The organism is Streptomyces sp. SID13666 (genome assembly GCF_010548325.1).
GTDB lineage: Bacteria > Actinomycetota > Actinomycetes > Streptomycetales > Streptomycetaceae > Actinacidiphila > Actinacidiphila fildesensis.
In genome coordinates, this window is record NZ_JAAGLX010000002.1 from 451,817 (window position 1) to 464,478 (window position 12,662).

Consider the following 12,662-nt stretch of genomic DNA (forward strand, 5'->3'; position numbering starts at 1 on the left):
AGGTCCTACCCCTCGTACAGGGAATCGATCTCCTCAGCGTACGTACTGCGGATCACCCGGCGCTTCAGCTTCAGCGAGGGGGTGAGCTCTCCGGTGGCCGGACCCCACTCATCGGTGAGCAGGTGGTAGCGCTTGATCTGCTCGGGCCGGCTCAACCGGGCGTTGGCGGTGGCGACCGCGCGGGCGATCTCGGCGCGCAGCGCCTCCGGGCCCTCCCGGTCGGCCCAGGCGGGAGCCAGCTCGGGGTCGAGGACGAGCAGGGCGACGAGGTAGGGGCGGCCGTCGCCGTGCACCAGGGCCTGGCCGATCAGCGGGTGCTCCTTCAGGGCGTTCTCGACGGCGGCAGGGGCCACGTTCTTGCCCGAGGAGAGCACGATGATCTCCTTCTTGCGGTCGGTGATCCACAGATAGCCGTCCTCGTCGATCCGCCCGACGTCCCCGGTGGGGAACCACCCGTCGGCGTCGGTGGCGGGGAGCACCGTGCCGTCCGGCCGCAGATAGCCGGCGCAGACGATCGGCCCGCGTACGAGGATCTCGCCGTCCTCCGCGGTCCGTACCTCCACTCCGTCCAGCGGGCGTCCGACGGAGCCGAAGCGGAAGCCGCCGGGGCTGTTGGTGGTGGCCACGCCGGTCGTCTCCGTCAGGCCCCACGCGTCGACGATGACCAGGCCGAAGCCGGCCCAGAACTCCAGGATGTCGACGGGCATCGGCGCCGCGGCGCTCGCCGTCCAGGTCAGCCGCTCGAAGCCGGCCAGGGCCAGCACCGGGTCGAGCACCGCGGCCTTCGCCTCGGCGTAGGCCGCGGCCAGGGCCGGTGCTGGCTCCTCGCCGCGCTCGCGGCACTTCACCACGGCCCGCGCGGTCTCCGCGGCCGCTTCGACGGCCGCACGCCGCTCCTCGGGCAGCAGGCCGAGGGCGGCCCGTACCGAGGAGGTGAGCTTCTCCCAGACCCGGGGCACGCCGAAGAACTGCACGGGGCGCAGTTCTCTGGCGGTCGCCGCGACGGCTTGCGGATCGGCGCAGAGGTGGACGTGCCCGGCCCGGAAGACCGGCAGATAGATTCCGAGCATGCGCTCGGCTATGTGGGCGAACGGCAGATAGCAGATGCTCGCGGCGTGGCCGGGGAAGTCCGCGACGCGGTCCAGCGCGATGCCGTTGAGCAGCACATTGCGGTGCGAGATCACGACGCCCTTGGGGTCGCCGGTGGTCCCGGAGGTGTAGACGACGGTGAGCGGGTCGGCCGGGTCCACCGCGCGCCAGCCCTTCTCGAAGGCGTCGGCGTCGTACAGCCGGACGCCCTGCGCGGCGATCGAGGAGTACGCGACGTGCGGCCCCGCCTCGCCGGGTTCCACCACGACGATCCGCCGCAGCCGGGTCTGCGGGTCGTCGAGGAGCGGCTCCCACCGGGCGCCCTCGCGCGCCGATTCCACGACCACGAGCCGGGCCCTGCTGTGACGGGCGATATGGCCGATCTGTTCGGGCGCGGCGGTGCCGTAGACGGAGACCGGCACGGCGCCCAGATGGACGAGGGCGAGGTCGGAGAGCCAGTGCTCGGGGCGGTTGCCCATCATCAGCAGGACGTGCTCGCCCCGCTCCACGCCGATCGCGGCGTAGCCGGAGGCGAGGACGGCCACCTTGCGGCGGACATCCGACCACGTGAGGGTGGTCCAGCCGGATCCGTCGGCGGTGCGCCAGGACAGCGCGGGGAGATCCCCGTGGTCCTCGGCATTGCGCAGCAGCAGCGCGGGGAGAGTGAGCTCGGACGGTTCGGCGGGGAGTCGCAGGATCGTGGGCATGACGGCCTCCTGGCCGGCCTGGCGGCCGGTCTCCTGGAACCTGGTGGAGTACGGGAACCGCAAGCTTTCACACCATCGCTGAGACAGCAATACTGTTGAGCACGATCCGCCGCATCGACCGGGGCGGCACCGGGGTACCGACGGAAGCGAGGCGCAGCGCATGGCGCAGTCCCTGATCCAGCCGGCCGGCCTCACCGTCGACGAGCTGGCGGCGCGGGCCGGAGTCACCGTCCGTACGCTTCGTTTCTACAGCAGCAAGGGCTTGCTCCCGCCGCCCGTGCTGGGTCCGCGACGGGTGGGGCTCTACGGGCCCGAGCACCTGGCGCGGCTGTCGCTGATCGAGGAACTGCAGCACCAGGGGCTGACGCTGGCGGCGATCGAGCGCTACCTCCTCCAGTTGCCGGCCGACATCACCGCGGAGGATCTGGCGATGCACCGGGCGCTGGTCGCCGCCTGGGTGCCGGACTCCGCCGAGGAGACGCCGCGCGCGCAGCTGGAGCGGCGGGCGGGCCGGGCGCTGACCGACCACGATGTGGACCGGCTGTCGGCGATGGGTGTGCTCGACCGCACCGACCGCCCCGAGGTCTTCCTGGTCAATCCGGCGATGCTGCACCTGGGGGTGCGGCTGCTGGACGTGCCGATCCCGCTGGAGACGGTGCTCGCCACCCGCGAGATCGTGCTGAAGCACACCCGGGCCGTCGCCCATGAGCTGCAGAAGCTCTTCCGCGAGCAGGTCTGGCAGCCGTATCTGGACGGTGACCCGAGCCCGGAGGAGACCGCCCGGATGCGCTCGCTCACCGAGTACATCCAGCCGGCCCTGGTCCAGGCCCTGGTGACCGCCTTCCAACGGTCGCTGGCGGAGGAGCTGCGGGCTTCGGCCTCGTCCGGCAGGGACTGAGACCGAAGCCCGTACGCCAAGGGCGGGGAAGGCCTCAGCTGTCCGTGAAGGTCTCGCCCTTCTCCGCCTTCGCGACCAGCAGCGCGGGTGGGGTGAAGCGCTCGCCGTACGCCGCCGTCAGCTCACCGGCGCGGGCCACGAAGCCGGGCAGTCCGCCCTCGTAGCCGTTGATGTACTGCAGGACGCCGCCGGTCCAGGCCGGGAAGCCGATGCCCATGATCGAGCCGATGTTGGCGTCGGCGACGGAGGTCAGCACGCCCTCCTCGAGCAGCCGGACGGTGTCCAGCGCCTCGGAGAACAGCATCCGTTCCTGCATGTCCCGGAACGGGATCCGCGCGTCGGGCTTGCTGAAGTGCTCGCGCAGACCGGGCCACAGCCGGGTCCGCCTGCCGTCCTCGTAGTCGTAGAACCCGGCGCCGCCGCTGCGGCCGGTGCGGCCGAACTCGTCGATCAGCCGGTCCAGGACCACTTCGGCGGGGTGGGTCTGCCAGCTGCCGCCCTCGGCCTCGATGGCGCGCTGCGACTCCGCGCGGATCTTGCGCGGCAGGGTGAGCGTCAGCTCGTCGAGCAGCGAGAGCACCTTGGCCGGGTAGCCGGCCTGGGCGGCGGCCTGCTCGACGGAGGACGGGTCCAGTCCCTCGCCGACCATCGCGACGCCCTCGTTGATGAAGTGCCCGATGACGCGCGAGGTGAAGAAGCCGCGCGAATCGTTGACGACGATCGGGGTCTTGCGGATCTGCCGCACCAGGTCGAAGGCGCGGGCCAGCGCCTCCGCACTGGTGTGCTCCCCCTTGATGATCTCCACCAGCGGCATCTTGTCGACGGGCGAGAAGAAGTGCAGTCCGATGAAGTCCTGGCGGCGCTTGACCCCTTCGGCCAGCAGCGAGATCGGCAGCGTCGAGGTGTTGGAGCAGAGCAGGGCGTCGGGGGCGATGACGTCCTCGATCTCCTGGAAGACCTTGTGCTTGAGCGACGGGTCCTCGAAGACCGCCTCGATGACGGCGTCGCAGCCCGCGAGATCCCGCGGGTCGCCGGTCGCCCTGATGCGGCCCAGCAGCTCGTCCCGCTTGGCCTGCGTGGTGCGGCCACGGGCGAGCGCCTTGTCCAGGATCGCGGCCGAGTACGCCTTGCCGCGCTCGGCGGCCTCGGCGGACACGTCCTTCAGGACGACCTGCAGGCCCGCCTTGGCACAGGAGTAGGCGATGCCGGCGCCCATCATCCCGGCGCCGAGGACGGCGACCTTGGTGACCGGACGCGGGTCGATGCCCTGCGGACGGTTGGCACCGGAGTTGACGGCCTGCAGGTCGAAGAAGAACGCCTGGATCATGTTCTTCGAGATGGGGCCGCAGACCAGTTCGGTGAAGTACCGGCCCTCGATCGCCAGCGCGGTGTCGATGTCGACCTGGGCGCCCTCGACGGCCGCGGCGAGGATGTTGCGCGGCGCCGGGTACGGAGCACCGGCCAGCTGCTTGCGGAGATTGGACGGGAAGGCCGGCAGGTTCGCCGCGAACGCCGGGCTCTTGGGGGTCCCGCCGGGGATCCTGTAGCCCTTGACGTCCCAGGGCTGCTGCACCTGCGGGTTCGCGTCGATGAACGCGCGGGCCTTGGCCAGCATCTCCTCGCGGTCGGTGGCGACCTCATGGATGAGACCGGCCTCCAGCGCCTGCCGCGGGGCGTACTGCCGGCCCTGCAGCAGCACCTTGAGCAGCGCGTCGGCGATACCGAGCAGCCGGACGGTGCGCACGACGCCGCCACCGCCGGGCAGCAGCCCGAGGGTGACCTCGGGCAGACCGATCTTGGAGCCGGGGGCGTCCAGGGCGATCCGGTGGTGGCAGGCCAGCGCGATCTCGTACCCGCCGCCGAGCGCGGCGCCGTTGATGGCGGCGACGACCGGCTTGCCGAGGGTCTCCAGACGGCGCAGCCGGCCCTTGATGCGCATGGAGCCCGCGAAGACCTCGGCGGCGTTCTCCGGCGTGGCACGGATCAGGTCGCGCAGGTCGCCGCCGGCGAAGAAGGTCTTCTTCGCGGAGGTGATGATGACGCCGCGTACGGTGTCGGCCTCGGCCTCCAGCCGGTCCAGGACGGCGTCCAGGGAGTCGGCGAAGGCCGCGTTCATGGTGTTGGCGGACTGGTTGGGGTCATCGAGGATCAGGGTGACGATTCCGTCGCCGTTCCCGTCCTGCTCCCAGCGGATGGTGGTGGACTCGCTCATCTCAGGGTCTCCGTAAGGGGGTTGGACGCGGCGTCAGACGCGCTCGATGACGGTGGCGATGCCCATGCCGCCGCCGACGCACAGCGTCAGCAGGCCGTAGCGCAGATCGCGCCGTTCCAGTTCGTCGATGAGGGTGCCGAGGATCATCGCGCCGGTCGCGCCGAGCGGGTGGCCCATGGCGATGGCGCCGCCGTTGACGTTGACCTTGTCCAGGCTCAGGCCCATCTCGCGGACGAAGCGCAGCACGACGGCGGCGAACGCCTCGTTGATCTCCACCAGGTCGATGTCACCGATGCTGAGGCCCGCCTTGGCGAGCGCCTTGCGGGCGGCGGGCGCGGGGCCGGTCAGCATGATCGTCGGGTCGGCGCCGGAGACGGCGGCGGAGACGATACGGGCGCGCGGGGTGAGGCCGTAGCGCTCACCGGTCTCGCGGTTGCCGATCGCGACGAGCGCCGCGCCGTCCACGATGCCCGAGGAGTTGCCCGCGTGGTGGACATGGTCGATCTTCTCGACCCAGTGGTACTTCTGCAGCGCCACGGCGTCGAAGCCGCCCGCCTCGCCGACCGTCGCGAACGACGGCTTGAGGGCGGCGAGGGTCTCGGCGGTGGTGCCGGGCCGGATGAACTCGTCGTGGTCCAGGACGGTCAGTCCGTTGCGGTCCAGGACCGGGACGACGGACCGGGCGAAGCGGCCGTCCTTCCACGCCTCGGCCGCCCGCTCCTGCGACAGGGCCGCGAAGGAGTCGACGTCATGGCGGGAGAAGCCCTCGATGGTGGCGATGAGGTCGGCGCCGACGCCCTGCGGGACGAAGCCGGTCTCGAAGTTGGTCATCGGGTCCATCGCCCAGGCGCCGCCGTCGGTGCCGAGCGGGACGCGTGACATGGACTCCACGCCGCCGGCCAGCACCAGGTCCTCCCAGCCGGAGCGCACCTTGGCCGCCGCCAGGTTGACCGCCTCCAGGCCCGAGGCACAGAAGCGGTTCTCCTGCAGGCCGGCGACGGTGTCGGGCAGCCCGGCGGCGATCGCCGCGATCTTGGCGATGTCGGAACCCTGGTCGCCGATCGGGCCGACGACGCCCAGCACGATGTCGTCGATCGCGGCCGGGTCCAGGCCGGGGAACCGGCGGCGGATCTCGTGGATGAGGCCGACCACCAGGTCGATCGGCTTGGTGCCGTGCAGTGCGCCATTGGCCTTGCCGCGGCCGCGCGGGGTGCGGATGGCGTCGAATACGTACGCTTCGGGACTCACGTCGGGTGCCTTTCGGGAATGAGGGGTCCGGAGACCGGTCGGGGATCAGGCGAGCAGGGAACGGCCGATGATCTCCTTCATGATCTCCGTGGTGCCGCCGTAGATGGTCTGGATACGGCCGTCGGTGAACGCCCTCGCGACCCGGTATTCGGCCATGTAGCCGTATCCGCCGTGCAGTTGCAGACAGCGGTCGGCGACGCGCTTCTGCAGTTCCGTCGCCCACCACTTGGCCATCGAGGCATGGACGGCGTCGAGCCCGCCGGCGCTGTGCTCGGTGATGCAACGGTCGATGAAGGACCGGGTGACGGCGCATTCGGTGGCCATCTCCGCGATCTCGAACCGGATGTGCTGGAGCTTGGCCAGCGGACGGCCGAACGCCTCGCGCTGCTTGACGTACTCGGTGGTCAGCTCCAGGACGGATTCGGCGGCGGCGATCCCGGAGACGGCGATGGCCAGCCGCTCCTGGGCGAGATTGGTCATCAGGTGCAGGAACGCCTGGTTCTCGCCGCCCAGCAGATTGGTCTTCGGCACCCGCACATCGCTGAACGACAGTTCCGCGGTGTCCTGCGCGTGCTGGCCGATCTTGTCCAGGTTGCGGCCGCGCTCGAAGCCCGGCATACCGCGTTCGACGACCAGCAGGCTCAGGCCCTTGGCGCCTTCCTGGCCCGGCTCGTGGCCGGTGCGGGCCACGACGATGACGAGGTCGGCGAGGATGCCGTTGGAGATGAAGGTCTTGGAGCCGTTCAGGATCCAGTGGTCGCCGTGGTCGGCCGCGGTGGTGCGGATGCCCTGCAGGTCGGAGCCGGCGCCCGGCTCGGTCATGGAGATCGCGGTGATGATCTCGCCGGAGCAGAAGCCGGGCAGCCAGCGGCGCTTCTGCTCGTCGGTGGCCAGCGAAGTGAGGTACGGGCCGATGATGTCGTTGTGCAGGCCGATGGCCAGCCCCGAGACGCCCGCCCTGGTGAACTCCTCGCCCAGCACGACCCCGTAGCGGAAGTCCGGCTCTCCCCCGCCGCCGAACTCCTCGGGTACCGCGACGCCGAGCAGCCCCTGGCGGCCCGCGGCCAGCCATGCCTCCCGGTCGACGATGCCCGCCTTCTCCCAGCGCTCGTGGTGCGGCAGCGCCTCCTTGGCGAGGAACGTCCGCACGGTCTCACGGAAGGCGTCGTGGTCGGAGGTGAAGATCTCACGCTTCATACGGATGTGTCTCCTCGAAGGCTTTCGGACGCGTCGGACGCGGGACCGTGGCCGGGCTCGGCGCCCTGGCCGAGCGCGGGCACCTGCCAGTCCCGGGCGACCTCCGCCGTGTGCGCGCCCGGCTGGGCGGGCGGGAGGCGTACGGCGCCGGGGGTGGCGGAGAACCGGGGCGCGGGGGCGGGCTGGACGATGCCGGCGTCCTCGGTGAAGGTGCCGCGGGCGGCGAGATGCGGGTGGCCGGGGGCCTCGCGCAGCGACAGGACCGGGGCGACGCAGGCGTCGGACTGCTCGAAGACGGCCGTCCACTCGTCGCGGGTGCGGGTCTTGAAGCGGGCGGCGACGGAGGCGCGCAGATCGCCCCAGCGGGCGAGGTCGCCGCGGTCCGGGGCGTCCTCGCCGAGCTCCAGCAGAGCGGTGAACTCGGCGTAGAAGCGCTTCTCCAGGGCTCCGACCGCCATGTAGCCGCCGTCCGCGGTCTCGTAGACGCCGTAGAACGGGCAGCCGCCGTCGAGCAGGTTGGCGCCGCGCCGGTCCTGCCAGCCGCCGGCCGCGACCATGCCGTGGATCATCGAGGTCAGATGCGCGGTGCCGTCCACGATCGCGGCGTCGACGACCTGTCCGGTACCGGTGGTGCGGGCGTGCTGCAGGGCCGCGAGAACGCCGATGACGAGGTAGAGCGAGCCGCCCGCGTAGTCGCCGACGAGGTTGGCGGGGATGGCCGGCGGGCCGTCGGCCGGGCCGATCATGCCGAGCGTGCCGGTGATGGCGATGTAGCCGATGTCATGGCCCGCGGTGTGCGCGAGCGGGCCGTCCTGGCCCCACCCGGTCATCCGTCCGTACACCAGCCGGGGGTTGCGGGCCAGCGCCTGTTCGGGGCCGACGCCCAGCCGTTCCGCGACGCCCGGCCGGTAGCCCTCGACCAGGATGTCGGCGCGTTCGACGAGGTCCAGGACGGCGGCGGGGCCCTGCGGGGACTTCAGGTCCAGCAGCACCGACCGCTTGTTGCGGTTGGTGATGTCGTACGTCGGGTTGATGGCCAGCCCGGAACCGCCGGGCCGGTCGACCCGTACGACATCGGCGCCCAGGTCGGCCAGCACCATCGCGGCGAACGGCCCGGGGCCGATGCCGGCCAGCTCCACGACCCTGACGCCGGCCAGTGGGCCGGGACCTGCCTGCATGTCCATCGGCTCCCCGATCACTTTGACAGTAGTGATGTCACATCAGTGATGTTAGGAACGTGTTCCAGTCCTGGCAAGGGCCGGACGGGCGGGGCCCGGAAACGACACCGGCCCGCCGCGCCTCCAGGGCGTGGCGGGCCGGTGCGAGCGGTCAGGCGGAGGTCTCGGAGACCGCGGCCTTCTCCAGCTGGAACGCCTCGTTGCCGAGGCCCACGCGGGCGTGCACCTCGGGCTTCCGTGCCTTCAGCACCAGGCCCAGCACGATGCCGACGACGCCGGAGATCCCCACGATGCCCGGCAGGATCCAGGCCAGCGCCGCGTCCTGGTCGGGACCGATCAGCACGTCGAAGTCCTTGACCGCGTAGACGAGTACGAAGAGCAGGGCGGCCCCGGCCACCCCGGCGCTCAGCAGCCGCCAGATCTGGGCGCGGCCGGCTCCGCGGCGGACGAAGAAGGCGATGACGGAGGCCGAGGCGACCGCCATGAGGAGGATGACGCCGACCGCGCCGACGTTGCCGCCCCAGGTGAACAGCCGCAGCACCGGCACCGTCGGGTCGCCGGCGGGCTTGTCGTCGGTGACCGCGAAGGCGACCACGACGAGGAGGGAGATCACGGTCTGCAGCATCGAGCCGATCGCGGGGGCGCCGCTCGACTTGGAGGTGCGGCCCACGGCGGAGGGCAGCAGGCCCTCGCGGCCCATCGCGAAGGCGTAGCGGGCGACGACGTTGTGGAAGCTGAGCATCGAGGCGAAGATGCCGGTCAGGAAGAACACGTGCAGCAGGTCGGTGAAGGTGCCGCCGAGCCGGGACTCGGTGAGACCGAACAGCAGGCCCGCGCTCTGCTCCTGCGCGGCGCCCACGACCTGCGAAGGACCGGCGGCCACGCCGATCAGCCATGAGGTGAGGGCGAAGAAGACACTCGCGAAGGCGACGGCGAGGAACATCGCGCGCGCCACCGCGCGCCCCGGCTTGCTGGTCTCCTCCGCGTACACGGGGGCCTGTTCGAACCCGACGAAGCCGACGACGGCGAAGCAGAGGGCGATTCCGAGGCCGGCGCCCGTCAGCGTGCTGGGGTCGAAGCCGGTCAGGGTCAGGCCCTGTCTCTTGTCCGGATCCGCGACGAACGCGATGTCGCACACGATGACCAGGGCGCACTCGACGACCAGCAGCACGCCGAGCACCTTGGCGTTCAGGTCGATCTTCAGCGCGCCCAGCGCGCCGGTGAGCAGCACCGCGAAGAGCGCCGGTATCCACCAGTCGACGGATATGTCGAAGTGCTGGTCGAGCTGGCCGACGACCTCGAAGCCGAAGATGCCGTAGATGCCGACCTGCATGAGGCTGTACGAGACGAGGGCTACGAAGGACGCGCCGACACCGGCCGTGGCGCCGAGGCCGCGGGCGATGTAGGCGTAGAAGGCACCCGCGTTGTGCACATGGCGGCTCATCTCCGCGTAGCCGACGCTGAAGAGCGCCATCACCACACCGAGGATCACGAACAGCAGCGGCTGCCCGACGATGCCGGTCGCACCGTACGTCGTGGGCATGACGCCCGCGACGACCATGAGCGGCGCGCTGGCCGCCAGCACCGAGAGCAGGAGCCCGGTCGTACCGATCCGGTCGGCGCGCAGCGCCCGTTCCTGGCCCTTGAAGGTGCTGATCTCGGTCTTACTGCCCGTCAGCATGGCTGCGGTGTCCTTCCGGTGAGGTGAGCGTCGGGTCCTACGGAGAACCGAAACCGAGCGCGGAGCTGCGCGCGGCGCGGAATGCCTTCTTCGGATCGCGGCCGAAGTACGACCAGGGCCGCCGGGTGGCGTGCGGGCCGATCCGGTTGAACAGCGCGGCGGCCTCCACCGGACGGCCGCTGTGCACCATGGCGAAGGCGAGCAGGTTGAGATCCAGCTCCAGCCGGGGATGGTCGCCACCGTGCCATTCCAGCCACCAGTCGAACGCCGTGCGCAGGCTCTGCCGGCCGCGGCCGCTGGTCCAGTGCGGCAGGCCGGTGGGATCCTTCGGCTCGGCGCCGGTCCCGGCGAGCACCCGGTAGCGCTCGATGTGGGCGAGCAGCGGCAGTCCGGCGAGCGGCGAACCCTCGGGTGCCTCCCCCGCGGCCCACTCGGCGAACTCGTACACCTCATGGAACGGGTCGTTCCGGTCCGTCTTCTGACGCTCGGCCAGGCACGCGGTCATCAGATGGTGCGCGTGGTGGTGGCTACGGTGCCGGCCGCGCACCTGGTCGAAGGCGCGCACCTGGTCCTCGTCGGTACCGGTGCGGCGGGCCAGGATCAGCAGCGCCAGCCACGGGGAGGGGTCCGCCGGCGCCAGCCGGGCCACCGCGAGACAGGCCTCCCGCGCGACTTCCGGGTTCGCCTTGCCGGCCACGGCGCGGAACACCGTGGAGCACGCGAGCAGCATCGCCGCGTCCTGGCTGTCCGGTTCCGCGAGCTGCCATTCGCGGGTCCACGCGGCGGTGGCCGGGCCCTCGGCGAGCACGACCAGCCGGTGACCACGGCGGTCCCAGTGGTCGCCGGTCTCGGCCAGCAAGGTGCGTACCTCGGACCAGTGGCCCTGTCCCAGGGCGTTGCGCGCCGCGACCAGCTCGACGTCGTCGAGGGCCGGATCGAAGCCGAAGTCGTCCTTGGCCCGGGAGAAGCCGAAGGGGGGCGGAGGTGGGCTCATCCGCGGGCTGCCTCCACGGGCGGGTTACGAACAGTGATCGCCCACAGCCAACCGGTAGGCACAGGTCCGCTTCAAGACCACGCCTGTTGTCTCCCTGTAGTCCCCTACGGGATTCCGGCCGGGGAGCAGCGGGCGGGCGCGGGCGCCGGGCCGGGAGAACACGCCTGCGATCCGCGATCCACGGCACAGCCATGCGGCTGCTGTGACCCCTGCGGGGCAGCCGCATGGCTGTGCAGCGGCGCCTGGGCCATGAGTCGATGGTGACGGCCCCGGATCACTGCGGGCATCTCCCGCCCGAGTTGGAGGCCTTCGGCCTGGCGGCTATCGAGGAGGTTTCGGCGGGCCGGAAGCCGGCGCTGCGCTGCGTAAGCCGACCGTGCCGTCGAGGGATGCGGTCGCGGTCGCATCGTGCCCCTCGACGGCCGCGCCGTGGGACAGGACTTCGGCAAACTGCTGTGCGCCGTCCTCCGACATCTCGCCCCGCGCTACCAGGAGCCGCACGGCGTCCGGGCGGTTGAGCCACAGAAAGGGCCGGCCTCCCGGAAGGCTGTCGACGATCTCGACCGTGGCGTCCGGTGGCGCCGTCTCGTTGAGGTCCGCGGCCCTCATGTCCATGCCGAGCTGCATGATCTCGGCCAAGCTCTGGATTCCGCCCGCGCGAAGTTCGCCTGGCGCGGCCAGGATCAGAAGCCCTTCGGGCGTGCGCCTTGCGGTGAATCGGCGGCATTCCCCTGTAGCGCTCTCCACAATGCGTACGGCCACAGTGCGTGGATTCATAGTCATAAAACCCCCAAGCCATGTACCCCCGTCGACTATTCGCTCACAAGTTCGAGTGCGAGATCGAAGCAGAACTACCGATAGGCGCCCCCAGGCGGTAGTCATATGCAGGAGTGGTCAAGTCTCAGGGATTGCGTTTAGCCATCCGCGTCCGGGGCCAGACCGGGCCTGCTACGGGCGAAGGCATCGACGATCGCCCGCACTTGGACCAGCTCGGCCTCGGTGAACTCGGGCAGCCGATCGACGATCGCCTGCGCCGCGCCGTCCTCGCTGCTGATCGTGGTGAGCCCGAGGAACTGAGCGGCGCATGCCGTCGCGACGAGCCGGAAGGGCAGTTGCAGACCCCGCGCGAGCGCGGCCAGCCGCTCGCGTCCGGGAATCTCGCGGACCTGGCCGTGTTCCAGGCGCGAGAGCCAGCTGACATTCAATTCGGGATCGCCGCATGCCGCCACAATGCGAGCAAGGCTAAGGCCCAGCTCAGCACGTCGCTCTTTCACCAGACGGGACAGATCGTCCCGTGTCTCAGTCGCCATGAGGGCCATCATGCCTTCTCTCCGCGGCCCCGCATCCCTCGCGGATCGACAGGGCGTGGAGATCGCCGGCCGGACCCACCGCAGGCGCCACCCACCCCGGGACGGATCACCCCAGCGAGGCGGCACCCAGAAGGGGACCCCGAGAGGT

The 12,662-nt window shown here is 71.0% G+C and carries 10 protein-coding genes; 1 reads left to right on the forward strand and 9 read right to left on the reverse strand.

Translation table 11 applies throughout. The features are described from left to right. Positions 1-5: 5 nt before the first annotated feature. Complete coding sequence (locus G3I60_RS06900; RefSeq protein WP_164298231.1) at positions 6-1,796, reverse strand: long-chain fatty acid--CoA ligase; 1,791 nt, start codon at positions 1,794-1,796, stop codon at positions 6-8. 160 nt (positions 1,797-1,956) lie between these two features. On the opposite strand from G3I60_RS06900, the gene G3I60_RS06905 reads away from it, so the two are divergent. After that, the gene (locus G3I60_RS06905) at positions 1,957-2,694 is read left to right on the forward strand and encodes a MerR family transcriptional regulator (protein WP_138355209.1); all 738 of its coding nucleotides are present in this window, start codon (positions 1,957-1,959) and stop codon (positions 2,692-2,694) included. A 34-nt stretch (positions 2,695-2,728) separates the two neighbouring features. Here the strand turns inward: G3I60_RS06905 and G3I60_RS06910 are convergent, their stop codons facing one another. From G3I60_RS06910 to G3I60_RS06945, 8 genes are all read right to left on the reverse strand, one after another. Continuing rightward, positions 2,729-4,906 carry a 3-hydroxyacyl-CoA dehydrogenase NAD-binding domain-containing protein gene (locus tag G3I60_RS06910; protein ID WP_164298229.1) on the reverse strand — a complete coding sequence of 726 codons (2,178 nt, stop codon included), beginning with the start codon at positions 4,904-4,906 and terminating at the stop codon, positions 2,729-2,731. A gap of 33 nt (positions 4,907-4,939) precedes the next feature. Further along, complete coding sequence (locus G3I60_RS06915; RefSeq protein ID WP_138355207.1) at positions 4,940-6,154, reverse strand: acetyl-CoA C-acetyltransferase; 1,215 nt, start codon at positions 6,152-6,154, stop codon at positions 4,940-4,942. A 45-nt stretch (positions 6,155-6,199) separates the two neighbouring features. Then, the gene (locus G3I60_RS06920) at positions 6,200-7,351 is read right to left on the reverse strand and encodes an acyl-CoA dehydrogenase family protein (protein WP_164298227.1); all 1,152 of its coding nucleotides are present in this window, start codon (positions 7,349-7,351) and stop codon (positions 6,200-6,202) included. Further along, positions 7,348-8,529, reverse strand: coding sequence for a CaiB/BaiF CoA-transferase family protein (locus G3I60_RS06925; protein ID WP_164298225.1), 1,182 nt, complete (start codon positions 8,527-8,529; stop codon positions 7,348-7,350). The genes G3I60_RS06920 and G3I60_RS06925 overlap by 4 nt, the downstream gene beginning before the upstream one ends. Before the next feature lie 151 nt (positions 8,530-8,680). Next, a complete protein-coding gene (locus G3I60_RS06930) occupies positions 8,681-10,210 on the reverse strand; it encodes an APC family permease (protein ID WP_138358441.1) in 1,530 nt (509 codons plus the stop codon). A gap of 37 nt (positions 10,211-10,247) precedes the next feature. After that, complete coding sequence (locus G3I60_RS06935) at positions 10,248-11,204, reverse strand: hypothetical protein (protein WP_164298223.1); 957 nt, start codon at positions 11,202-11,204, stop codon at positions 10,248-10,250. A gap of 321 nt (positions 11,205-11,525) precedes the next feature. Continuing rightward, a complete protein-coding gene (locus G3I60_RS06940) occupies positions 11,526-11,843 on the reverse strand; it encodes a hypothetical protein (protein ID WP_164298221.1) in 318 nt (105 codons plus the stop codon). A 275-nt stretch (positions 11,844-12,118) separates the two neighbouring features. After that, complete coding sequence (locus tag G3I60_RS06945) at positions 12,119-12,514, reverse strand: helix-turn-helix domain-containing protein (protein WP_164298219.1); 396 nt, start codon at positions 12,512-12,514, stop codon at positions 12,119-12,121. Between the last annotated feature and the right edge of the window lie 148 nt (positions 12,515-12,662).